Here is a 23,452-nt window from a genome sequence, read left to right as displayed (position 1 = left end):
CTGCCAGCACCAGAGGCACGGCATCCGCAACGGCTCATTCAGCAAATTTTCAGGGGATAGGAAAAGGGAAGATGGTAGCGGCGGACGGATTTGAACCGCCGACCAAGGGATTATGATTCCCCTGCTCTACCGCTGAGCTACGCCGCCATCATGTCCTTCAGGAGGCATCTGCCTTCCGATGAAGGTGCTTTTATGGCAGGCAGATGAGGAAGTCAACAGGGAGGTGGGCTATCATCATGTTTTTTTGTTCTTTTCTATTCACTTCCTGAGGAGAGGCTGTCATTTTTCGCTGACAGCCTGTTACACCTTCAGTCAGAGGGCTTTTCCTTTTGTCCCAGCATTTCACAAACATCCTCTTTGCGTTCAGCAATGCGCTTTCCTGGTTGCCACCTGCGATCGTATCGATCCTGATGCTCGTGATCGTTGGTCTGACAGCGTTTTATGCCGGACATGGGGCGAGTGCGCTGATCCTGCGTATTCCTGGTACACGCAGCGGGGCGATGATCCGCAACACCGTCAGCGTGTTGCGTCGGCCCATGCAGGTCATGGTTACATTGCTGGTCCTTCTGGCAGCGCTGCCAGCGGCCACGGGCTTTTCATATGAGGAGGAGCAGAATCTCAGGCTGTTCTTTTTCTTTCTGCTGATTCTGGTTTTCGGCTTTTCTCTCATCAGCATGTTCCGCCTGATGTCAGAGGCATATCTGAATCGTCTGGCACGGTTGGATTATGCGGATGATATCATGGCCCGTGCTCATCAGACACAGATCAAGGTGCTGCGGCGGCTTGGAGAGATTCTCATTGGCCTTGTGACGGTTGCTTCGGCCCTGATGCTTTTTCCGTCTGTCAAACAGTATGGTGTGTCCCTTTTTGCTTCTGCCGGAGCGGCCTCGCTGATTGTCGGTCTCTCGGCGCGGGGACTTCTGACGAACCTGATAGCGGGGGTGCAGATCGCCATCACCCAGCCCATCCGGATGGAGGATCTGGTCGTCATCAATGGTGACTGGTGTTGGGTGGAGGAAATCACGGCAACGTATGTCGTGCTGCGTGTCTGGGACTGGCGACGCCATATCGTGCCCATTTCCTATTTTCTTGAAAATCGCTTTGAAAATTGGACGCACAACTCGGCCGCCATAACCGGCGTCGTGTTTCTCTGGCTTGATTATGATGCCCCAATGGATGAAATCCGGGATATGCTGAGGGAGATCGTGCGAAGCTGCCCGCTCTGGGATGGCAAGGTGTTCGATGCCCAGGTGTCGGACTGCACAGATCAGGCCATGTCGGTCCGTGTCATTGCCAGTGCCCGCAATGCCATGCAGAGCTGGGATCTGCGTTGTGACATTCGGGAAAAAGCCATTGCCCGCATCCGGGCGGAGTTCCCGCAGGCGCTGCCACGGCGGCGTGTGGCGTTCGTTTCGCCGGAAACAGGGGCAAAACTGGATGTGACAGACCCGGATACCCTTTTGTCTCCTCCAGTACATCGCCCGCCACCGGGCAGTTACATGGGGCCCGGTAGCAGGGCCGATGGGCGCAGATAGTGTGGCGAAGGAGGGTCCCCCATCAGTCTCGGGCAAGTCAGGACTGATGGGGGCGGTATTATTCTGCTGAGGCTGACGGATTGGCCATGCGGGAGTTGTGATACCCGTAGAAGCGATAGGTCAGCGCACCGATCAGGAAGTAGGTGACCAGCAGAATGACGGGAACAGGATTGCCGCCCAGCAGGGCGTGGATCATGTTGAAGATCAGTGGCAGGATCATGATCAGGCAGAAAATGATCCCCAGAACAGGCGTAAGGCCAATCCAGAATCCCCGGATACGGATTCCTCCCAGTGGCACGCTGAAGGGGCGCCGGGTATCGGCAGCATAATTGCGCTGCCAGATGACCGTAAAGCAGACCATGGCGAAGGCCAGTGCTGTCCCGAGGGAAACGAGATCGCTGATGATGTCGATGGGCAGGGTGGCTGTCATCAGGGCAATGATGGTCCCCATGATGAATGTCCCACGGGCTGGTGTGCGGTAGCGTTTGTGGATCCTGCTAAAGACGGACGGGATGAGCCCGTCCCGCCCGGTGGTCAGCAGGATGCGGGACTGACCATACATCAGGCCCAGCAGGACGGAGGAAAGGCCGATGGTGGCGCCGCCATTCACCAGCAGGGCCAGCCACGGTTTGCCCATGGCCTGTGTGGCAACGGCCAGGGGGTCAGCCACATTCAGCTTGCTGTAGGGCACGATTCCCAGCAGTACGGCTGCTACGGCAACATAGATCAGCGTACAGATCAGCAGGCTGCCAATGATGCCGATGGGAATGTCACGTGTTGGATTGCGGGCCTCTGATGAAGCAGTGGAAACGGCTTCGAACCCTCCATAGGCAAAGAATATGATTGAGGCTGCCCGGAAGATGCCAGCCACACCAAAGTGGAAATGGGCCTGGGCCGGTGGAATGAAGGGGAACCAGTTGGCCGGGGTGATGTAACTGACACCGATGATGAGGAAGAGGAACAGGACACCAATTTTCAGGGCGACAACGAGAGAGTTGAAGCGGGCGGATTCTTCAACACCACGGGCCAGCAGGGCGGTTACCAGCAACACGGAGATGAAGCCGATCAGGTCCAGCCGGAATCCGGCTGTCAGCGCTGTTCCTTCGGAGCCGGGCACCGGCTGAAGGCTTGTCTGTGTCAGCCAGACTGGCAGATGGATGTTGAAAATGCCCAGCAGGGAGTTCATGTAGCCCGAAAGACCAGCCGCCACAGCGGTGCAGGATATGCCGTATTCAAGCAGCATCAGCCAGCTGACATTCCATGCTGCCCGTTCTCCCATGGAGATGTAGGCATAGGAGTAGGAGGAGCCGGATACCGGGAAGGTGGAAGAGAGCTCCCCATAACAGAAAGCCGTGAAGAGACAGGCTGCCGCCGCTACAAGGAAGGAGAGCAGCACGGCAGGTCCGGCATATTCAGCCGCCGCCGTACCCGTCATGACATAGACGCCCGCCCCAACGGTCGTTCCGACCCCCATGAGCAGAAGCTGCGTGGCTGTCAGACTTCTTTTGAGCGTGACGGAATCATTTTCTGCCGTGATCTGGCTCATGGTCTTGCGCCGTGGATCACGACGCCTGGCGGAGGAGGAGGAACGTTTACGCATAAAGAGGGTGGATCATCCAGAAATAGACAGCGGACTTGATGGATGGGCAGGTTGCCCCTGCGGCCATCCTCGCCTCGTAATCGGAAATGGAAACCATGCAGCAGCCTGCGCCCTTCAGGATGGAGGCTGCTTCATGGTCGAGTTATGCCGTCCATAGAACAGATAGGTCGCAAAACCCAGCCCTGTATAGAGGATGAAGAAGGCCAGCGGGATGATGTTACCCTGCAGGGTGACGTGCAGTATGTTCAGCCCCAGGGGAACAATCATGCAGAGGCAGAAGAAAATGCCCAGCATGGGCGTGATGCCCAGCCAGATCCCCCGGATGCGGATTCCTCCGAGTGGCACCTGGAAGGGCCGGTGTGTCTCCGGTGCCCTGTTGCGTTGCCAGATGACAGTGAAGCAGACGATGCTGAAGGCCAGTGTGGTGCCAATGCAGAGCAGATCCCCCAGCAGTGCGATGGGCATGGTGGCGCTCATCAGCCCCAGGATGAGGCCCAGCAGCAGCGTGGCCAGCCATGGTGTCCTGAAGCGTGGATGCACGACGCTGAAGATGCCCGGTAGAAGTCCGTCATGGCTGATGGCGTGGACCATGCGGGAAATTGCATAAAGCAGACCGATAAGAACGGAGAACAGCCCGACCGTGGCCCCTGCATTGATGAGAAAGGCCATCCACGGCTGATTCATGAGGCCCGTTGCGATGGCCAGAGGGTCTGGCACATCCAGCATCTGATAGGGCGCAATGCCCAGCAGTACGGCCGCCACGGTGACATAAACCAACGTACAGATGATGAGACTGCCGATGATGCCTATGGGCACATCCCTGGTGGGGTTGCGGGCTTCTGCCGCTGCGGTGGAGACGGTTTCGAAACCACCATAGGCAAAGAAGATGATCGAGGCAGCCCGGAAGATGCCAGCCACGCCGAAATGGAAATTCCCTTCCGAAGGCGGGATGAATGGGTGCCAGTAGGCAGGATGGAGATAGAACAGGCCAACCCCGACAAACAGTGCCAGCACGCCGATCTTGATGCTGACGAAGGCCGTGTTGAACCGTGCTGCGACCTCAATCCCACGGGTCAGGACCAGGCTGATGAACAGCATGACAACCAGGCCGATCAGGTTGAAGCTGGGATGAAAGGCCAGCAGGCCGGTACTTGAATGAGGGATGGACTGAAAGGTTGTCTGGGAAATGACAGCCGGAAGATGGATGCCGAACCCACTGAGCAGGGATGTCAGGTAGCCCGAAAAGCCGGCCGCCACGGCGGTACCGGCAATGCCATATTCCAGTATGAGCAGCCAGCCGGTCACCCATGCCATTTTCTCGCCCATGGAGAGATAGGCATAAGCATAGGCTGACCCGGAGACAGGGAAGGTGGAGGCCAGCTCCCCATAACAGAGTGCCGTGAACAGGCACGCCGCAGCGGCAATCAGGAAAGAGAGAAGGACGGAAGGCCCGGCATACTCTGCTGCCGCCGTCCCCGTGATGACGTACACGCCCGCTCCAATGGCGGTCCCCACGCCCATGAGCAGGAGCTGCGTGGCGCCAAGGCTGCGCTTGAAGTTATGCTGTTCACCAGCGGACTGTATCTGGGAGAGGGTCTTGCGGCGCGCCTTGTTCATGGCGTGGTCAGCTGGGGCATGAGTGTCACGATTCCTGCATAACGGGGCTGGAACGGTATGATACCGGAATGTTTTTATTCATGACTCCTTGGAAAGCCTTTGTAAATTATGCTTGCGGAGTTTTTCTGTGCTCAGGGGTGAAAATGAAGAAGGCAGGCGCTGCCAAGGCCTGCAAGGATGCAGTAAATGCCGAATCCTGTCAGGGTGTGCCGGTTGTCATCATGGAAGAAGCGCAGCAGGAGCCGGGAGCAGATGAGGGCCGTTACGCCAGCCACGACAGCGCCGATGAGGGACTGCGTGATCATGCTGCTGGAGAGATGGACATGGCGGAGCTGCCAGGCCTCTTTGGCCGTGGCTGCCAGAATGATCGGCTGGGCCATGAGCAGGGAAAAGCGTGTCGCTGTCAGATGGTCCAGTCCCCGCATCAGCCCACCATTAATGGTGGCACCGGAGCGTGATAGCCCGGGGAACAGGGCCAGACATTGCCAGAGGCCGATGATGAGGGCATCTTTCCAGGAGAGTTCCTGTGTCTGGTAGGCATTGTCCTGTTCATGCCGGAGGGCCCGGCGGCGCATGATCTCCGTCAGGATGAGCAGCAGGCCGTTGAGGGTCAGGAATCCTGCCACCATGAGCGGATTGGCAAAAACGAGCCGCAGGTGGTGCTCAAACAGTCCGCCCATGATGACGGCTGGTATTGTGGCCACGACAAGCAGGCTGCACAGGTGGATCGCCTTGTTGCGGGTTCTGGCTGTCCTGCGGGGGGAGAAGAGGCCGAGCAGGATAGCCCGCCAGTCCCCCCAGAAGACATGCGCCAGAGCCACCAGCGTGCCGACATGCAGCATGGTCAGAAAGGGCAGGAAGGTCGGGCTGTGTTCATCCAGCGACCAGTGAAGGATTCCGGGCAGAAGGACGGCATGGCCAAGGCTGCTGACAGGGAAGGGTTCCGTGATGCCCTGGATGATGGCGAGGATGAAGGCCTGGAGATCTGTCATGCGGAACCATGGTCTGTCTGGAGGTGGGGGAGATTGAGGAAAAGCCGTGACGGATGCTGGTGGGAAAGTCCCATCTATGGTAGCGGTAACGTTCTGTTGTTTTTCATGAAATCAGCTTCTCCGGTCGCAAGGCTAGCAGACTGGGGCGTGAATTTCGAGGTATCTATGTGGGCGATCCTTAAAGGGCGTGGCGGAGCATTCATTGCCAGCAGCTGTGTTCTTCTGGCAGCCGGCGGGTTCGTTGCCTATGGGCTGGGCCTGCTGGAGGGGCCGGATCGCCACATGACAGGCTATCATGCGACATTCAGTTCCGCGAATGGTCTGGATGAGGGGGCTGACGTGGACCTTGGCGGTGTAACCGTGGGGCGTGTGCGTTCCATCACGCTGAATCCGGAAACCGCCATCGTGGACGTGCAGTTTGCCGTACGGGATGATCTGAAGCTCCCGCAGGATACGGCTGTGGCCATTGCGGCACCGACCATTGGCGGGGACAATGCCCTTCAGCTGCTGCCCGGCAAGGCAGGGCAGACATTGCCGGCTGGTGCCACCATTCTGGATGCCCATCCCCTGCTGTCTCTGGAGCAGCAGATCAGCAATTACATATTTGGTGCGGGCAGGCTTTAGGCTGTGTTTTCCCGCCGGGCTCCCGCCGGGCGGGAAAGGACCGGCGGGATCTGGCCCGGTTGTTGCCTGCCTCAGTCGTTGGTCGGGTAGGACGCCAGCAGGCGCCGCTGCTTCAGCCAGGAGCGGAGCATCCCCAGAATGCCGGAACTTTTCCAGCCTTCTTTCTTTTTTGCAGCACCGATGAGGAAGGCCTGCCGGTAATGGTAGATCTGGGTGCGGTAGGCTTCTATCAGAGTCGTGCGCCGGTCCCAGATATGGATGGCCTCTGACCCGACCCCATTGATCTCGATGATCTGAAAGTCTTCCCCACGCTTCAGAGCTTCTGGTGAAGCCATCTTGAGGTCGATCCGGCCGAAATGGAAGTCCGGTATGTCAAGCATGATGGCGTTGATGCGTTCCGTGAGTGCCGGAGTGACGTCCGGCCTCCCATTCCGGAAGATGGACCCCTTGCAGTGATTTCCGGCAAAAACCAGTGACAGCGTTTCTCCGGCGGGCAGAATCTCGGTTTCACGGCCACTGATACGGGGCAGATAGAGCTGTGGCACCTGTCGCATCCGGGGGTCGGCCATGATGAGCTCCTTGAGTGTGGAGCGACCATTGCCAGTCAGGACAGGGGCTTCCTTGTAAGTGAGGGAGGTGATGCGGCCGACAGGCTCATCAGGATGACGGATATAGAAGATGCCTGCTTCCATCGGGTAGGTGATGAGCTGCTGCACCATCAGGGCCACACCCGCCGGGAAGAGTGGCAGCACCTCGTGGAGCATGGCCAGGGAGGTGATCAGCCTCACTCCCGTACCGTTACAGCCGATGTCAGGCTTGAGCACGACCGGGAAGTCGATCCCCATTTCCTTCATGGCGGCCAGCACATCCCGGGCTGCATCAGCTCCGTTATGAATGATCCGATACGGGGCAATGGCCTCTCGGGCCGTGGGGCCGACCATGTCCAGAATGGAGCTTTTGCTCTCGCCACAGAGGCCACCTGTTTCGATACGGGGATTGGCAGCCGTGGAGATGCTGAGGTCTCCATGACGTAACCCCATGAGAATCCAGTAGATGACGATGGGGGTATAGAAAATGCTGTCGGGCCAGAACTCGAAGAGGGACAGCGTCTTGTGATGGGAAGAAGGTGCTGTCATGGACTATGTGTTCCTACGTTGCAGGTGGCTGATGAAACGTCCCATCAGGAAAATGCAGAGGATGAAGCCGATGATTCCCGCCCAGCGCCAGCCACCCTGATGCGCCAGAAGCCACCCGCCAACATGCAGTGCCAGCAGGAAGAGCAGGCTTGTCCAGACCAGCGTTGCGCCTATGGCCGTCAGGGCGAAGGCCAGAAAGGGCGCACGGAAGAAACCGCAGGCCGTATAGAGCGGCAGGCGGCTGCCTGGAACAAAGCGGGAAATGGCCACAACCCCTATGATGTTGCGGGAGAACCACCGTTTTGCCTGCTCCTCGCTGGGGAGGGTCAGGAAACGGCGCAGGAACGTCCATCGGCTTCCTGCCAGACCGAGGGCATAAAGGCCCATGTCACCCAGGGCCACCCCGGCATAAAGGCTGCCAAGTGCCAGAGGGATGGAAATCTGGTTTCCTTTGGACGCAATGGCCGCCAGGACGGTTGCAACATCTTCCAGGATAAAGGTACCAAGGATGACAGAAAAGGCTTTCAGCCAGACAGGCTGGGACGCCATGATAGCGCTGATACGGATCACAAAGAACGGTCCTGGCTGTGGTTGGCGGGACTGTGCCATGAAATGCGTCTGTCCGCAATCGGCAGTGCCGGGTATATCGGGGCGTTCCTTTGGATGATGAAGGGGAGATCAGGCGTGATGGGAAGTGGAATGATGAAGAGGCGTCATTTTCTGGCTGCCACGGCGGGAGGGTTGATGATGGGCGGTCTGCCTGCCTGGGCAGGTGGTCGGGCGGTGGCCTCTCGGGGGACGGCTGATTATGCAGCATTCCTGGGAGGTGTGCGGCAGCAGGCCCTGTCGGCTGGTGTGCCGTCGGCTATTGTGGAGCAGTCCCTGGCGCTGGCTCAGGCCCCCAATCAGGAGGTTTTGCGGCTGGACCGGCACCAGCCGGAATTTACCCTGACATGGGCGCAGTACCGTGCACGTGTGATCTCGTCTGCCCGGGAAGAAAAAGGGCGGCAGGCCTGGCAGAGGGTGCGGGGGACACTGTCGCCTTTGGGGCAGACGCTGGGCTGTGATGACAACGCCATCATGGGCATATGGGGGCTGGAATCAGGGTTTGGAGAGCATCAGGGCCGTTTTAATGTCATCGAGGCCTTGGCCACTCTGGCCTTTGATGGCAGGCGGGCTGCCTTTTTCCGTAGCGAGCTGATCAAGGCCATGCAGATATTGGCTCAGGGGGTCATCAGTCCGGCCAGCATGCTGGGCAGCTATGCCGGTGCCATGGGGCAGCCTCAGTTCATGCCGAGTGCCTATCTGCGTTTTGCGGCGGATGGTGATGGTGATGGAAAGGCGAATATCTGGAGTTCCGAAGCGGATGTTTTTGCCTCCATTGCCAATTACCTGGGACGGTCGGGCTGGCGGCGTGGTGAACCCTGGGGAGAAGAGGTTGTGGTCCCGCTGGGGAGCAATGGGCAGTTCACGGCTCTGGCTGCCACGAAATCCCGCCATGCCCCCGTGCATCCTGTCAGCACGTGGCAGGCTATGGGGGTGAGGCCGGTCCAGTCTTCCGGGTTCCTGGCACCGCAGGCTACGGGCAGCCTGCTCCAGCCGGATGGACCTGGTGGACAGGCCTTCCTCGTTTATCATAATTTCCGTGCGATACGGGCCTACAATCCTTCCGATTATTATGCATTGGCGGTCGGGATTCTGGGCGATAGGATGACCCGATAATCACGCCGTCCGGCATGGTGCCGGGTGGCCCGCATGGCGGGCATCGCAGGTTTTTTCATGAAGGCCCCGCCGGTATGGCGGGCATGCAGTGCGGGGATTGACGTGCAGACAAGACGTTCTCTCATGGGGGGAGTTGCCGGTTTTACGGCATGTTCCCTGCTGGCATCATCACGGGCCGGGCAGGCCGCCGGGCTGCACAGGCAGGGGCGGGGGCGTCCGGCAGGGCAGGTGAAGGAAGCAGGTCCGGCCACCGATTCGGTCGTGGGGGATGCCGTGACTCCAATGGGCCCCATGCCGACCTCTGCCCGTTGGGCCTATATTCTCGACAGCACGACGGGGACGGTGTTGCTGAGTCGCAATGCGGAAGAGCGGATGCCGCCATCATCCCTTACCAAGATGATGACGGCCTATGTCGTTTTTGCTTTTCTGGCCTCCGGGCGTATCCGGCTGGAGCAGGAATTCCCTGTCAGCTCCAGGGCCTGGAAGATGGAAGGTTCCCGCATGTTTGTCCCGCTTGGCAGTTCTGTCAGCGTGGAGAATCTGATCCGTGGCATGCTCATCCAGTCCGGCAATGATGCCTGTGTCGTGCTGGCGGAGGGGATTGCGGGGTCTGAAGAGCGTTTCGTGGCCTTGATGAACGAGGCAGCCCAGCGCATTGGCTTACGCAACTCTCATTTCATGAACGTGACCGGTCTGCCGGATGCCAGCCATTACATGTGCGCTCAGGATGTGGCCATGCTGGCGCAGCATCTCATTCGTGATTTCCCCCGTTATTACGGGTTCTTCGGGGAGAAGGAATTCACCTTCAACCATATCCGTCAGGGGAACCGCAATGTGCTGGTCGACAAGGGGCTGGCTGATGGTCTGAAGACTGGCCATACCGATGCAGGGGGGTTTGGCCTGTGTGCCAGTTCAGAACGGAACGGCAACCGTGTCATTGTCGTCATCAATGGGACTGCCTCTACCAATGAGCGTGCTCATGAGGGTGAGCGGCTGATGAGCTGGGCATTCTCCAGTTTTGAGACGGTTCAGCTGCTGCACAAGGGGCAGGTTGTGGAGCCGGCCGCTGCCGTGTGGAATGGGGAGCATCGCACGGTTGGTCTGGCTGTTGCGGAGGATGTCAGCCTGACCATCCCTGTCGGCTGGTCCTCGAAAGTGCAGATCAGCGTGGATTATCCGTCCCCCATTCCGGCACCGGTGGCAGCAGGGCAGAAGTCTGGCCATGTTTCCGTTGGCCTGCCAGGTCAGCCCAGGGTCTATTCACCACTTTATACGGTGTCTCCGGTCGGTGAGCTTGGCTTTGCAGGGCGGATCCTGTCACGGTTCGGCCATGCTCCGCAGTAAGACCGGGGGAGTGTTCATTACATTGGAAGGGGGGGAAGGTGCGGGCAAAAGCACGCAGCTGGCCCGCCTTTCCGAGCAGCTGGAAGGCGCTGGTTTCCCGGTTTTCCAGACGAGAGAGCCCGGTGGGACGCCAGCAGCCGAAGCGTTGCGGAACCTGCTTCTTTTTGGGGAGGAGAGTTTCTGCTGGCAGGCGGAGATCATGCTTCATATGGCGGCCCGGGCGGATCACCTCGCCAAGGCAATCCGACCGGCTCTGGCAGAAGGGAAAATCGTCCTCTGTGATCGGTTCCATGATTCCACATGGGCCTATCAAGGGTATGGAATCGGAGAGGGCCGGGCAGAAGTTCTGGAGTATATCCGCTCCTTGCGGCAGGTCGTGGGAGGAGAGCCTGATGTAACGTTATGGCTGGACCTGCCCTGCGAAGTGGCCCGTCAGCGTATTTCCCGGCGGGGTGGAAAGCTGGACAGGTACGAGGGACAGCAGATGCAGTTTCATCAGCGTGTGCGGGCTGGTTTTCAGGATATTGCCGAGAAGGATCCTGCCCGCATCCGGCGGGTTGATGCCAGCCAGTCGCTGGAAGAGGTGCAGGCGCACCTATACGCTCTCGTGCGGCAGCATATGGCTGGAGAGGGCGCTGCGTGAGGGGGACCCCGCCTGAACCACGTTTGGCAGCCCATGTGTATGGGCATCAGGCAGCTATACAGCAGTTTGAAGAGTCTTTTGCGTCTGGCAGGCTGCATCATGCGTGGCTGATTTCTGGCCCGTCCGGTGTAGGCAAGGTGACATTGGCGTTCCATCTGGCCCGCAGGCTGCTGGGGGGCAGCGATCTGGAAAGTCCTGCTGGACGGCGCATCTCTGCGGGGACGCATGGAGATCTGTTGACGATTGCCCGGAAGATGGACCCCCGCAAGGGACAGCTGAAGGGGGAGATCACGGTTGCTGATGTCCAGCCCATCCAGAATTTTCTGCATCACACGGCCACGGAGGGTGGCTGGCGGGTCGTGGTCGTGGACGGGCTGGAAAGTCTGAACCGTTTTGCCGCCAATGCGCTGCTGAAGATTCTTGAGGAACCTCCGCCGAAGACCGCTCTCTTCCTGACGACTTCTTCACCGGGCACATTGCTGCCGACATTGCGGAGCCGTTGCCGTGTGCTGGCCCTGGCCGGGCTGGATGAGGCTGACATGAAGGCCGTTCTGCCTGACGTGCCGGATGATGTCCTGCACCGTGCCCATGGGTCTCCCGGTCGTGCCCTGTTTCTGGCACAGGACCGGGACGGCATCTGTGCCGGGCTGGTGGAGCGGGCATTGGCCGGTGAAGAGCTGGATCATGAAAATTGGGTGATCGTCAGCCAGATCGCTCGTGAAGCAGAGGGTTTTGCGTTAGTGTGCGATCTGCTAGGCGAGGCACTGGCCGGTCAGGCACGGGATGCCGCCTTTGCGGGAGATCTGCCCCGGGCAGCTCTCATGGCGGATCGGGCCGGGCGGTTGGGGCAGATGCGGTTGCAGAGTGAGCGCTTCAGCCTTGACAGGGCCGAGGCCATCCGGGAAGTCCTTGCTCTGGCCCGCCAGGGGTAGCAGGCCCGGTTGTGGGTTTTGGTAAAATTTGGACGACAGGACAGATAGATCATGAAGCGGCATTTCACCATCACGACTCCCATTTTCTATGTGAATGGTGCGCCGCATATCGGCCACGCTTATACCTCCATCGCCTGTGATGTGATCGCCCGTTTCCATCGGCTGGATGGCAACGATGTTCTGTTCGTCAGCGGGACGGACGAGCATGGACAGAAGGTGGAGCAGAGCGCAAAGGCGCAGAATGTTCCTCCGCAGGATTTTGCGGACCGCATCTCCCAGAGCTTCCGCCAGATGCAGAAGGACATGGCGGTCCAGACGGATGAGTTCATCCGCACGACAGAAGCCCGACACAAGAAGGCAGCCCAGACCCTTTGGGAGAAGGTTGCCGAAAATGGTCATATCTATCTCGAGGCCTATGAAGGCTGGTACTCCACCCGGGATGAGATGTTTGTCGGTGAGGATGAGATCACCCGGCATCCCGACGGCAGCCGGACGGCACCTTCCGGCGCGCCGCTGGAGTGGGTGCGGGAACCATCCTACTTTTTCCGCCTTTCCGATTTTCAGGACAGGCTGCTGAAGCTGTATGAAGAAAATCCCGATTTCATCGGCCCGCATGGTCCGAAACGGGAGGTGGTCAGCTTCGTGAAGCAGGGGCTGCGGGACCTCTCCATCAGTCGGACCAGCTTCCGCTGGGGCGTGGAGGTGCCGGGTGACCCGGACCATGTCATGTATGTCTGGTTCGATGCGCTGGCGAATTATCTGACAGCCGTTGGTTATCCGGACATGAAGGATCCCCGGCATGTTCACTGGCCCGCCGACGTGCATGTGGTGGGCAAGGAGATCATACGCTTCCACTGCATCTACTGGCCGGCCTTCCTTATGGCGGCCGGTCTACCGCTGCCGAAACGGGTTTTCGCTCATGGCTGGTGGACGGTCGAGGGTGAGAAGATGAGCAAGTCTCTCGGCAACGTGCTGGACCCCAAGGCTCTGGCCGATGAGTTCGGGCTGGACCAGCTGCGCTTCTTCCTGATGCGGGAAGTGCCCTTTGGTGGGGATTCCAATTTCAGCCGCCGTTCCCTCATCACACGGATGAATGTCGAACTGGCCAACGACCTTGGCAATCTTGCCCAGCGGACGCTCAGTCAGGTGGCCCGCAATCTTCAGGGTGTCCTGCCGGAACGTGGTGCCCTGACAGAGGATGATGAGAAGATTCTGGCCCAGGCCACCCTGCTGCCGTCTCTCACACGCACGCATATCGAGCGTCTGGCCATCAGTGATGCGCTGGAAGATATCTGGAAGCTCATCCGGGAGGCCAATGCCTATATCGACCGGCAGGCCCCCTGGGTGCTGAAGAAGGAAAATCCGGCCCGCATGGCGGATGTGCTGCGGGTTCTGGTGGATGTGATCCGCACCGTGGCGACGCTCCTCCAGCCCTATATGCCAGATACGATGGAGAAGATGCTGGACCAGCTGGGTGTGGAGAAGGGCGAGCGTCATATCGCTGCGCTGGAAACACCACTGCCCGGTGGGCGTACCCTGCCCAAGCCACAAGGTCTGTTCCCCCGTTTCGTGGAGGAAGAGAAGGACGCATGAAGGGGCTGATTGACACGCACTGCCATCTGGACCGTCTGGAAGACCTCCCTGCCAGTCTGGATTTTGCCCGGCAGGCTGGTCTGGCGGGAATGGTCACGATCGGGACACGCTGGTCAGAACGGGCCAGGCAGAAGGCCCTGACGGAGCATGACAGTCCGGACCTGCGTATCTGGTGTGCGTTGGGCACACATCCCGATCATGCCCATGAGGAGGCTCTTCCCAGTCTTGATGACATGCTGGCAGAGCTTGAGGCTCCGCAGGTAGCGGCCATCGGGGAGTCTGGCCTTGATTATTTTCATGGCACGGAGGAGGTGAAACCAGTCCAGCATGCATCCTTCCGCCGTCATATCGAGGCAGCCCGTGTGACGGGTCTGCCGCTGGTCATCCATACGAGACAGGCGGATGATGACACCATCGCCATTCTGCGGGACGAGCATGAGAAGGGGGCTTTCCCTTTTCTGATCCATTGCTTTGCCTCCGGTCCGAAGCTGGCCGGAGCCGCTCTGGAGCTGGGGGGGTACCTGAGCTTTTCCGGGCTTCTGACCTTCAAGAAGTGTGAAGAAATCCGGGACGTGGCCCGTCATGCGCCGGAGGACCGTATCCTCGTGGAAACAGACAGTCCTTTTCTGGCCCCCGTTCCCAAGCGGGGCAAGCCGAACACGCCGGGCTATGTCGTGCATACGGCGGCTCGTCTGGCCGAAGAACGTGGTCTGACGGGTGAGCGGCTGGTGGAGATTACGCAAGCCAACACACGGCGTCTCTTCACACGGGTAGCCGTATGAAGATCACGATTCTCGGTTGTGGTGGCTCCGCTGGCGTCCCCATGATCGGGGGTGAGGAAGGGGCCGGAACGGGCCTATGGGGTGCGTGCGATCCGACAGACAGGCGGAATCGCCGTCTGCGTTCATCCATCGTGATCGAGCATGAGGGGTTCCGTCTTCTGGTCGACAGTGGGCCAGACCTGCGGCAGCAGATGCTGGCAAACGGGCTGACCCATATTGATGCCGTGTTCTACACGCACGCTCACAGTGACCATATCGGTGGGCTGGATGAATTGAGGGCTGTCAATCGTGTGATCGGTCGGCCGATCCAGCTTCTGGCCACGGCAGAGGTTCTGGCCGAGCTGCGGCAGCGTTTCGACTACGCTTTCCGGCCGTGGGAGGGAGGCACCTTCTATCGTCCTGCTTTTGACGTGCAGGAAATTCCCACCCATGGCCCGCTGAAGGTCGGCCCGCTGGAAGGCTGCATCTTCCCGCAGAAGCATGGCTGGACGACAAGTCTCGGCCTGCGTCTCGGGTCGTTTGCCTATTGTACGGATGTTGAGAGTTTCCCCACAGAATCACAGGCCGTTCTGCATGGCCTGTCCTGCTGGGTCGTCGGGTGCTTCCAGCGGGAGGCACATCCATCTCATGGCTGGTTGGGGCGTGTCATGGAATGGCGGCAGCAGTTCCGGCCCCGGCATACGGTCCTGACCCACATGGGGCCGGACATGGATTACGGCCAGCTCTGCGAAAGCCTGCCCGAAGACGTCCGCCCAGCCCGGGATGGCCTGGTCCTGACCCTCTGACTGGGGGAGACTGCCTGTTCAGGCAGCGTTTAATCTGTCCCGTTCAAGATGCACGCAGAAGAGCCCCCGTACCCAGCGGGGCATGGGTGGGAGGCCGACCCAGGCAGTTCTGGCCTGGTTGCTCTGTCTGGGAGAACGGGTGAGAGCAGAAGGAACGGGTAGAGACCATTCCTGAGCCCCCATGAACAGGATCACGTCTCTGATGGTCTGATCCAGCAGGGTAGTGGCCGTCATGTCCAGGAAGACATGAGGTGTTTCAGCGGGGAGAAGGAAGTTGAACCATCCCCTGTGGTGGTGTTGGCAGGGTATGACGTTGCCTGTCGGGCCGAGCAGGCGAAGTTCTGTTTTCATGGCAGGAGAGACCCAGAAGGGAGTCGTGTTGCCAGCCCGCATGTACTCATAACGGGCTGGATCCTTCAGAATGATTTCTGTCAGCGTTACCATCATGACCACTCCATCCTGAACAAGGCAGATTGCAGGGTTACTCTAGGAAGGTCATCTTGATAAAGCGTGAAGAAAGGAAAATCTTTTATCTGTTATCAGTCATTCTTATTGGTAAATAGCCAGTTTTTGCGGTCAATGCCCTGTAATCATGAGAAAAGGTGAAAGCAGGAACTCCCACTTTCACCTTTCTTGATAATCTCTCGCATGATTTCTGAAGAATCACGTCATTTCATTCTGGCGGATATATCTGCGGATACGTCACTTTCTCAGACGGGCCGGGAGGCTTGGGAGCCCCCGGTCGGCCGCAGGCGCTCAGTCCCAGCAGGAAAACGCCACCCATGAGGGCCAGAACGGCCCTCGTCATGAAAGAGGATTGAAGCCGATGCATGATCATCTCTCCGTTCAGGCCTGTCCAAGCTGTTCCAGCCACCCCTTGGCCTGTGCCTGCACATTGGCTGGTGCCGTGCCGCCGTGGCTGGTGCGGGAGGCGAGGGAGGAGTCCACGGTCAGGACGTCATAGATGGACCTGTTGATGCCTGATTCCACGGCCTGCATGTCTTCGAGTGAAAGGTCGGCCAGATCGCAGCCTTTCTGCTCGGCCAGACTGACAAGACGCCCTGTGACATGATGGGCCGTGCGGAAGGGCAGACGCAGCTCCCGCACCAGCCAGTCGGCAAGGTCCGTGGCGGTGGAGAAGCCAGCACCTGCCAGCTCCCGCATCCGTTCCTTGTTTGGTTTGAGGTCCCGGATCATCCCTTCCATGGCGGCCAAGGACAGGGTGATGGCCGTCGTGGCGTCAAAGACGGGTTCCTTGTCTTCCTGCGTGTCCTTCGCATAGGCCAGTGGCAGACCTTTCATGACCGTCAGCAGCCCGATCAGATCGCCGGTGATGCGGCCCACCTTGGCACGGACCAGCTCGGCAGCATCCGGGTTGCGCTTCTGTGGCATGATGGAGGAGCCGGTGGTGAAGGCGTCGGACAGATGGACGAAATTGAAGGCCGCAGAGGCCCACTGCACGATCTCTTCCGAAAGGCGGGAGAGATGCATGGCCTCCATGGAGAGGACAGACAGATATTCCAGCGCAAAGTCGCGGTCGGACACGGCATCCAGCGAGTTTGACGTCGGGCGGTCGAAACCGAGGGCCTGCGCCGTCATGTCCCGGTCGATGGGGAAGGACGTGCCTGCCAGGGCGGCAGACCCCAGCGGGCATTCATTCATCCGGCGGCGGGCATCACGCAGGCGGGAGGCATCACGGGCCAGCATTTCCACATAAGCCAGCAGATGATGACCGAAGGTGACGGGCTGGGCGACCTGAAGATGGGTGAAACCCGGCATGGGGGTGTCATGATATTCCAGTGCACGGCGGGCGAGGGTGCGCATCAGGGCTTCCGTCTGTTCCACGATGCCGTCGATGGAATCCCGGACCCAGAGGCGGAAGTCCGTGGCAATCTGGTCATTGCGGGAACGGGCGGTGTGCAGCCGCTTTCCGGCTTCCCCGATCCGCTCGGACAGGCGGGACTCGATATTCATGTGAATATCTTCCAGTGCCGGGGAGAAAGCGAAGCGGCCTTCTTCGATTTCCGTGGCAATATCGGCCAGACCCTGCTGGATTTCGGCTTCTTCCTGTTCTGTCAGCAGGCCAACCTTGCGGAGCATGGCAGCATGGGCGAGGGAGCCACGGATATCCTGCCGCCAGAGAATTCTGTCGAACCCGATGGAGGCGTTGATCTCCTCCATGATGGCTGCCGGACCGCTGGCGAAACGGCCACCCCACTGGGGGTTGGCAGCGTCCGTGCTGGCGGGTCTGTTTGCAGGGGAGGCGTTGCTGGTATTATTGTGCGTCATGAGGACCGATATGATCAGAAACTGGAAAAAGATTCGTACATGCGCCGTTCTGGCGGGCTGGCTGAGTGTAGCGGCTGCGGGCCTGTGGCACAATTGTGTGCGGGCTGAAGCGTTGCAGAGTTTGCAGGAGCTGGAGCCGGAACCGGCCCTGTCAGCCCCGGTCACGCTGGCCATTGCGGGGCTGGGCGGCACGAAGGCAAGCCTGCCCATGAAGGCGGGGAAGCCGTACATGCTGCATCTCTGGGCCACATGGTGCACACCCTGTCGGGAAGAGCTGCCCCAGCTGGCCGCTTTTCTGGACAGAAATCCCGATCTGCCCGTGATCCCCGTTGCTCTGGACAGTGGTTCACCGGAGCGTGTTCAGGCAGCCCTGCCCCGTCTCCATGCCGAGGGCCTGCCCGTCTGGACGGCGGAGCGTCAGGCTGTGGATCCGTTCCTGAAGAGTCTTCGGGAACCCGGACTGCCCATGACGCTGCTGATTGATGCCCAGGGGCAGGTGCGGGCCATTTCTGATGGCGGCGTGGAGTGGAAGGACGCCGCTGCGGCCAGCACGGTCCGCTCCCTTCTTCATCAGGTTGAGTGAGGTTGGGCGTGATGAACAGGCAGACTGAGGCCATGCCCCTTCTGGGGGAGAGTGAGGCCCGCCCTTATCATGTCCATGCAGCGGTGACGGACAGTCCTTTCGTCATGATCAGCGACCATGCGGGTCGTGCCGTGCCAGAAAGGCTGGGTGATCTTGGCCTGCCCGTGGATGAATGGGACAGGCACATCGCCTATGATATTGGCATCCGGGAAGTGGGGAGGCACCTCCAGCAGGCTCTCGGCTGCCTGCTTGTGGAGCAGGTCTATTCCCGCCTCGTGATCGACTGCAACCGGGCTGCCGGGCATCCGACCTCCATTCCTCCCGTCAGTGACGGTGCGCCCGTGCCGGGGAATCAGGGCCTGTCAGCTGTGGAGAGACGGCAGCGGGAAGAGGCCATTCTTCATGCCTATCACGATGAGATAGAACGCCATCTGGCCCGACGGAAGCCGGAAACGACGTTGTTCGTGTCCCTGCACAGTTTCACTCCTGCCATGCAGGATGGGCGGAGACGCCCGTGGGACATCGGGCTGCTGCACGATCATGACCCTCACTCAGCCCGCCTGATGCGGACATTGCTGGAGGAGGAAGGCGGCCTCCATGTGGGGGACAACCAGCCCTATGTGCTGAACAGCCAGAATGAATACAGCGTGCCCTATCACGCCGGACGGCGGAATCTGCCAGCCCTTGAGATTGAGATAAGGCAGGACCTCATCAGTGATGAAGTGGGGCAGAAGCTCTGGGCGGAGCGTCTGGCCCGTCTGCTGCCCCGCTTCTGGGAAAGACGGAAGGAGATGGCGTGACGATTGATGGCAGGACCAGACTGGCTGGCGTGATAGGCTGGCCGGTCGATCATTCCCGGTCTCCCATGTTGCATAACCACTGGTGCCGGGTGCATCAGGTCAACGGGGCCTATGTGCCGCTGCCGGTCAAGCCGGGACAGCTGGAAACGGCCCTGAAGGGGCTGGCGGCAGCGGGGTTCCGTGGGGTGAATGTCACGATTCCACACAAGGAGGAGGCTTTCAGCCTCTGTGACGAACTGACAGAAACGGCCCGCCGGGCCGGGGCAGCCAATACGCTGCGTTTTGTGGAGGGGCGGGTTATTGGCGACTGCACCGATGGCACCGGCTTCTGCGACAATCTTCTGGCTCATGGCGTGAGGCTGGAAGGGCGTGCTCTCATCCTCGGGGCGGGGGGAGCCGCCCGGGCCGTAGCGGCAGCGTTACAGGATCGTGGCTGTGAGGTCTTCATTTCCAACCGTACAGCTTCCCGGGCCGAGGCTCTGGTGCAGGCCCTGGGGGGTGGAATCGTGCTGGACTGGACAGACTGGCCCAGCAGGCTGGGAGAGATGAATCTGCTCGTCAATGCGACATCACTGGGCATGGGAGGACGTGATGACACGGCATGGTCCAGCCTGCTGCAGAAGGGGCAGGAGGGGCTGAGCGTGGCGGACATCGTCTATACGCCTCGGCAGACACCTCTGCTGAAGGCAGCGCAGGAGCGTGGCTTCCGCACCGTGGACGGGCTGGGCATGCTGATCTGTCAGGCACGGGCCGGGTTTCAGGAATGGTTCGGCGTGCTGCCAGAAGCCGATGAAGCCAGTTTTGACCTTCTGGCGCAGGACCTCGCCCGGCATGGCCTTTCCTGACATGGTGATGGTCGGGGCCTGTTCGTGAAGGTTCTGGGGCTGACGGGTGGCATGGCCGCCGGGAAGAGTACGGTGGCATCTCTCTTCCGCAGGGCGGGTGTGCCTGTTTTTGATGCCGATGCCTGCGTCCGTCAGCTTCAGGCCCCTCATGGGCGGGCGGTTCCTGCCCTGCAGAAGGCGTTTCCCGGCATCGTGCATGATGGCGTGCTGGACAGGGCAGCCCTGCGTCGCCTCATAGCGGCCGATCCAACCGTCCTGCCCCGGCTGGAAGCCATCATCCATCCGATGGTCCGGCAGGAGAGACAGGCTTTTCTGAGGCGTTGCCGGTCCCGTCAGGTGCCGTTCTGTGTTCTGGACATTCCCCTTCTGTGGGAAACGGGGGCGGATCGGGACTGTACGCTCGTCATGGTGGTGTCGGCTCCGCTGTCTGTCCGTCTGTCCCGCATCCGGCGGCGTTACAGGAGGGGTGGGCAGATGAGCGAGGCGGATGCGAAAGCCCTGCTGGCCCGGCAGATGCCGGACAGGGAGCGGCGACGCCGGGCCGATATCGTGATAAGGACGGGCCTCTCCCGTGCCTGTGCGGCCCGTCAGGTCCGTGCCATTCTGGCCTCCCTGTGGCAGATGCGTGAAAGACGATGACATGACCCGTTCCATTCTTTTTGATACCGAGACGACAGGGCTGGACCCGGATACCGGGGACAGGGTGATCGAAATTGCCGCCCTGGAGCTGGTGAATGACCTGCGGACGGGGAATTATTTCCATGTGCTGGTGAATCCCGAACGGGACATTCCCCCCGAGGCCACGAAGGTGCATGGTTTCACGCTGGCGGACCTGGAAGGGAAACCTCTTTTCGCTGACATTGCTGATGAGTTCCTAGAGTTCATCGGTGACGGGAAGATGATCGCCCATAATGCACCGTTCGACTTCAAGTTCATCAATGCGGAGCTGAAGCGGGCCGGACGTCCCGTGCTGGATTATGACAGTCGGGCCATTGACACTGTCATCATGGCCCGGAAGAAATTCCCCGGGATGCCTGCCAATCTGGACGCCCTCTGCCGCCGTTTCGGGATCGACCTCTCCGAGCGTGGCACCCACAATGCCCTGCTGGACTGCCGCCTGCTGGCCGACGTGTATGTGGAGCTGATCGGGGGGCGGCAGCGTGGCCTTGGTCTGGGCAGTGACCGGCAGCAGGCTGCCGACCCGGGTGGGGCGGGAAAGCGCAGGGCCGTGACGGGTCGCAAGGCCCGCCCCATGCCATCACCGGATGAGGCCACTCTGGCCCGTCATGCCGAATTTCTCGCAACCCTGTCAGACCCGATCTGGTTGCAGGAGTGAAACGCATCCTCTTCATCACGGCGCATCGTCTTGGTGATGCCGTGATTGCCATGGGGGCGCTGGCCGGGATGATGGAGCGTCATCCTCAGGCCCGATTCACCATCGCCTGCGGTCCGGCCGTGCAGGACCTGTTCCGGTACATGCCCCGTTGCGAGCGGATCATCGTGGTGGAGAAGAAGCCTCATAACAGGCACTGGCTGGCCCTGTGGTGGCAGGTTGTGCGCCATCGCTGGGAAGTGGTGGTGGATCTCCGTTCATCGCCTCTGGCCTATGGAGTATGGAGCCGTTCCCGTCATGTCGTCAGGGGGGGCAGGCGGACAGGGCTGAAGCTGGAGCAGCAGGCCCGGTCGCTGGGCTTCAGGCAGCCCTTCCGTCCGCATGTCTGGCTGGGACCGGAGGAGCAGGACATGGCCGCCCGCCTCCTGCCCGGTGATATCCGCTGGCTGGCTCTGGCTCCGACAGCAGGAACGGAGACGAAACTCTGGCCTGCCTCATCTTTTGCGGCTCTTGCAGACCGGCTGGGGGCAGAGGGGATGCGTCCTGTCCTGTTCTACGGTCCGGGAGAGCGGGAGGCGAGGCTGGCCGCTCCGGCCCGGGCTGCCATGCCGGAGGCTCTGGACCTTGGCGGGAGATATTCACTGGCGCAGGTTGCAGCCCTGCTGGTCCGCTGCTGCCTGTTTGTCGGGAGTGATTCAGGGCTGATGCACCTGTCAGCAGCTCTGGACGTGCCAACGCTGGGCCTGTTCGGTCCCAGCCGTGCCGCAGAATATGCGCCTTCTGGCCGCTGGACGGCTGTGGTTGAGGCTCCCGGCCCGCCCGGTGCCGGAAACATGGAGGGCCTGAAGGCTGAAGATGTCTGTCAGGCCGCCCTCTCTCTTTATGAATGGTCCGGAGAGGGGTAAGAACCGGTCATCACTGTGATGAAACGATGACAGATTTTTCAGGGAGACATCATGCATTTTGATCTCATAATCCGTAATGGACGGTGCGTATTTCCATGGGGTGAGGCACAGGCCGACATCGGCATCCGTGATCAGCGGATCGCTTCCCTGTCCGTTTCCGCCAGTGATGAGGCTGACCGTGTCATTGATGCCACGGGCCTGCATGTCCTGCCCGGGCTGATCGACTCTCACGTGCATCTGCGTGATCCCGGCAAGCCGGAAGCTGAAACGCTGGAGACAGGCACCCGGGCGGCGGCTCTGGGTGGCATCACGGCTGTGTTTGACATGCCGAACACCAACCCGACCATCACGGACAGGAAGATGCTGGACTGGAAGCGTCAGCGTATCGTGGAGACGGCGAATATTGACGTCGCCATGTATATTGGTGCGACCCGGGAGAACACGCCCCTTCTGGCCGAGTTCGAGCAGGAAGAGGGTGTCTGTGGCGTCAAGGTTTTTGCGGGGTCTTCGACCGGCGATCTCATGATCGAGGATGATGAGGGGATCGAGGCGGTCCTGCGCTCCGGCCATCGCCGTGTGTCCTTCCACTCGGAGGATGAATACCGCCTGCGGGAGCGGCGGAAGCTGTTCGAGCCGGGGCAGCCTTACCACTGTCATGCCGAGTGGCGGGATGCGGAATGTGCCATTCGGGGTACGCAGCGTATCCTGGCCCTGTCCCGCAAGACGGGGCGGCCCATCCATATCCTGCATGTCTCAACGGAAGAAGAGTTCATTCTTCTGGGCGAAAACCGCCGTCATGCCACGGTGGAGGTTCTGGTCAATCATCTGACCAACGAAGGGCCGGGCTGTTATGAGCGTCTGGGTGGCAAGGCCGTGATGAACCCTCCGCTGCGGAATGAGCGGCGTCATTTTGAGGCAGGCTGGGCCGCCCTGCGGGATGGACGGGTGGATGTGGTGTCTTCCGACCATGCGCCGCACCCCAAAGAGGCCAAGGAACTGCCGTGGCTGGAATGTCCATCCGGCCTGACGGGCGTGCAGACGATCGTTCCGCTGATGCTGGATCACGTCAATGCAGGGCGTCTGAGCCTGACCCGGCTCGTGGACGTTATGGCCGCTGGTCCGGCCCGGGTCTATGGGCTGCCGAACAAGGGCCGTCTGGCCGTCGGGTTCGATGGTGACATCACCCTTGTGGACATGAAGAAGCAGCGGACCATCACCAATGACTGGATCGCCTCTCCCGCAGGCTGGACACCTTATGATGGAAAGACCGTCACGGGCTGGCCCGTGGGGACCATCGTCCGGGGGCAGGTCGTGATGCAGGATGATGAGATCGTCACCAGCAATGTGGGGCGTCCCATCAGCTTCCAGCCTTGAGGGGAGAAAAAGAGGGGC

The 23,452-nt window shown here is 60.3% G+C and carries 23 protein-coding genes and 1 tRNA gene; 16 read left to right on the top strand and 8 right to left on the bottom strand.

Annotation, left to right across the window (positions count from 1 at the left end; genetic code table 11):
* Positions 1-72 precede the first annotated feature (72 nt).
* Positions 73-147, bottom strand: a tRNA-Met gene (locus DTQ13_RS00540).
* 182 nt (positions 148-329) lie between these two features.
* Here DTQ13_RS00540 and DTQ13_RS00535 point away from each other — a divergent pair.
* A complete protein-coding gene (locus tag DTQ13_RS00535; protein WP_081563210.1) occupies positions 330-1,535 on the top strand; it encodes a mechanosensitive ion channel family protein in 1,206 nt (401 codons plus the stop codon).
* A 58-nt stretch (positions 1,536-1,593) separates the two neighbouring features.
* On the opposite strand, the gene DTQ13_RS00530 is transcribed toward DTQ13_RS00535, so the two are convergent.
* From DTQ13_RS00530 to DTQ13_RS00520, 3 genes are all read right to left on the bottom strand, one after another.
* Positions 1,594-3,135: an APC family permease gene (locus DTQ13_RS00530; protein ID WP_081563209.1), complete on the bottom strand. Its 1,542-nt coding sequence runs from the start codon at positions 3,133-3,135 to the stop codon at positions 1,594-1,596.
* 114 nt (positions 3,136-3,249) lie between these two features.
* Positions 3,250-4,752: an APC family permease gene (locus DTQ13_RS00525; RefSeq protein WP_081563208.1), complete on the bottom strand. Its 1,503-nt coding sequence runs from the start codon at positions 4,750-4,752 to the stop codon at positions 3,250-3,252.
* Positions 4,753-4,883: 131 nt separating this feature from the next.
* Positions 4,884-5,744: an undecaprenyl-diphosphate phosphatase gene (locus DTQ13_RS00520; RefSeq protein WP_043559970.1), complete on the bottom strand. Its 861-nt coding sequence runs from the start codon at positions 5,742-5,744 to the stop codon at positions 4,884-4,886.
* A gap of 165 nt (positions 5,745-5,909) precedes the next feature.
* Here DTQ13_RS00520 and DTQ13_RS00515 point away from each other — a divergent pair, with 165 nt between their 5' ends.
* Positions 5,910-6,368, top strand: coding sequence for an MlaD family protein (locus DTQ13_RS00515; RefSeq protein ID WP_043559972.1), 459 nt, complete (start codon positions 5,910-5,912; stop codon positions 6,366-6,368).
* Between the two features lie 71 nt (positions 6,369-6,439).
* Here DTQ13_RS00515 and DTQ13_RS00510 read toward each other — a convergent pair whose 3' ends face one another.
* Positions 6,440-7,504 (bottom strand): D-alanine--D-alanine ligase, encoded by a 1,065-nt coding sequence (locus DTQ13_RS00510; RefSeq protein ID WP_248460736.1) that lies wholly within the window; start codon positions 7,502-7,504, stop codon positions 6,440-6,442.
* A gap of 3 nt (positions 7,505-7,507) precedes the next feature.
* A complete protein-coding gene (locus tag DTQ13_RS00505) occupies positions 7,508-8,053 on the bottom strand; it encodes a DedA family protein (RefSeq protein WP_086431524.1) in 546 nt (181 codons plus the stop codon).
* 150 nt (positions 8,054-8,203) lie between these two features.
* On the opposite strand from DTQ13_RS00505, the gene DTQ13_RS00500 reads away from it, so the two are divergent.
* The 7 genes from DTQ13_RS00500 to DTQ13_RS00470 are packed head-to-tail and all read left to right on the top strand — an operon-like array spanning position 8,204 to position 15,305.
* Positions 8,204-9,226 carry a lytic transglycosylase domain-containing protein gene (locus tag DTQ13_RS00500; RefSeq protein ID WP_043559976.1) on the top strand — a complete coding sequence of 341 codons (1,023 nt, stop codon included), beginning with the start codon at positions 8,204-8,206 and terminating at the stop codon, positions 9,224-9,226.
* A 57-nt stretch (positions 9,227-9,283) separates the two neighbouring features.
* A complete protein-coding gene (locus DTQ13_RS00495; protein ID WP_043561153.1) occupies positions 9,284-10,570 on the top strand; it encodes a D-alanyl-D-alanine carboxypeptidase family protein in 1,287 nt (428 codons plus the stop codon).
* Positions 10,557-11,213, top strand: a complete 657-nt coding sequence (gene tmk, locus DTQ13_RS00490; protein WP_043559977.1) for a dTMP kinase — start codon at positions 10,557-10,559, stop codon at positions 11,211-11,213. Before DTQ13_RS00495 ends, tmk begins: the two co-directional genes overlap by 14 nt.
* A 23-nt stretch (positions 11,214-11,236) precedes the next feature.
* The gene (locus tag DTQ13_RS00485; RefSeq protein ID WP_086431523.1) at positions 11,237-12,145 is read left to right on the top strand and encodes a DNA polymerase III subunit delta'; all 909 of its coding nucleotides are present in this window, start codon (positions 11,237-11,239) and stop codon (positions 12,143-12,145) included.
* A gap of 51 nt (positions 12,146-12,196) precedes the next feature.
* Positions 12,197-13,738: a methionine--tRNA ligase gene (gene metG / locus DTQ13_RS00480; protein ID WP_248460735.1), complete on the top strand. Its 1,542-nt coding sequence runs from the start codon at positions 12,197-12,199 to the stop codon at positions 13,736-13,738.
* Positions 13,735-14,520 carry a TatD family hydrolase gene (locus DTQ13_RS00475; RefSeq protein ID WP_043559984.1) on the top strand — a complete coding sequence of 262 codons (786 nt, stop codon included), beginning with the start codon at positions 13,735-13,737 and terminating at the stop codon, positions 14,518-14,520. Before metG ends, DTQ13_RS00475 begins: the two co-directional genes overlap by 4 nt.
* Positions 14,517-15,305: an MBL fold metallo-hydrolase gene (locus DTQ13_RS00470; RefSeq protein ID WP_192848240.1), complete on the top strand. Its 789-nt coding sequence runs from the start codon at positions 14,517-14,519 to the stop codon at positions 15,303-15,305. The genes DTQ13_RS00475 and DTQ13_RS00470 overlap by 4 nt, the downstream gene beginning before the upstream one ends.
* An 18-nt stretch (positions 15,306-15,323) precedes the next feature.
* On the opposite strand, the gene DTQ13_RS00465 is transcribed toward DTQ13_RS00470, so the two are convergent.
* Together DTQ13_RS00465 and argH are read right to left on the bottom strand one after the other, a co-directional pair.
* Complete coding sequence (locus DTQ13_RS00465; RefSeq protein ID WP_248460724.1) at positions 15,324-15,752, bottom strand: hypothetical protein; 429 nt, start codon at positions 15,750-15,752, stop codon at positions 15,324-15,326.
* Between the two features lie 399 nt (positions 15,753-16,151).
* A complete protein-coding gene (gene argH / locus DTQ13_RS00460) occupies positions 16,152-17,594 on the bottom strand; it encodes an argininosuccinate lyase (protein WP_043559990.1) in 1,443 nt (480 codons plus the stop codon).
* Here argH and DTQ13_RS00455 point away from each other — a divergent pair.
* From DTQ13_RS00455 to DTQ13_RS00425, 7 genes are read left to right on the top strand one after another with little or no spacing between them, the layout of a single operon-like run.
* The gene (locus DTQ13_RS00455) at positions 17,593-18,177 is read left to right on the top strand and encodes a TlpA disulfide reductase family protein (RefSeq protein ID WP_181005209.1); all 585 of its coding nucleotides are present in this window, start codon (positions 17,593-17,595) and stop codon (positions 18,175-18,177) included. The genes argH and DTQ13_RS00455 overlap by 2 nt on opposite strands.
* A gap of 11 nt (positions 18,178-18,188) precedes the next feature.
* Positions 18,189-18,977, top strand: coding sequence for an N-formylglutamate amidohydrolase (locus DTQ13_RS00450; RefSeq protein ID WP_248460723.1), 789 nt, complete (start codon positions 18,189-18,191; stop codon positions 18,975-18,977).
* Positions 18,974-19,822 carry a shikimate dehydrogenase gene (locus tag DTQ13_RS00445; protein ID WP_248460721.1) on the top strand — a complete coding sequence of 283 codons (849 nt, stop codon included), beginning with the start codon at positions 18,974-18,976 and terminating at the stop codon, positions 19,820-19,822. The genes DTQ13_RS00450 and DTQ13_RS00445 overlap by 4 nt, the downstream gene beginning before the upstream one ends.
* Positions 19,823-19,846: 24 nt before the next feature.
* A complete protein-coding gene (gene coaE / locus DTQ13_RS00440; RefSeq protein WP_081563202.1) occupies positions 19,847-20,461 on the top strand; it encodes a dephospho-CoA kinase in 615 nt (204 codons plus the stop codon).
* A gap of 1 nt (position 20,462) precedes the next feature.
* Complete coding sequence (gene dnaQ, locus DTQ13_RS00435; RefSeq protein WP_248460720.1) at positions 20,463-21,158, top strand: DNA polymerase III subunit epsilon; 696 nt, start codon at positions 20,463-20,465, stop codon at positions 21,156-21,158.
* Complete coding sequence (locus DTQ13_RS00430) at positions 21,155-22,060, top strand: glycosyltransferase family 9 protein (RefSeq protein WP_248460718.1); 906 nt, start codon at positions 21,155-21,157, stop codon at positions 22,058-22,060. The genes dnaQ and DTQ13_RS00430 overlap by 4 nt, the downstream gene beginning before the upstream one ends.
* Before the next feature lie 51 nt (positions 22,061-22,111).
* Entirely contained in the window at positions 22,112-23,434 is a 1,323-nt protein-coding gene (locus tag DTQ13_RS00425) for a dihydroorotase (protein WP_248460715.1), read from the top strand.
* Positions 23,435-23,452: the final 18 nt, after the last annotated feature.

Origin of the sequence: Parasaccharibacter sp. TMW 2.1888 (assembly GCF_023167265.1) — a bacterium.
Classification (GTDB): domain Bacteria; phylum Pseudomonadota; class Alphaproteobacteria; order Acetobacterales; family Acetobacteraceae; genus Bombella; species Bombella apis.
This window is presented reverse-complemented; position numbering and strand designations above follow the sequence as displayed.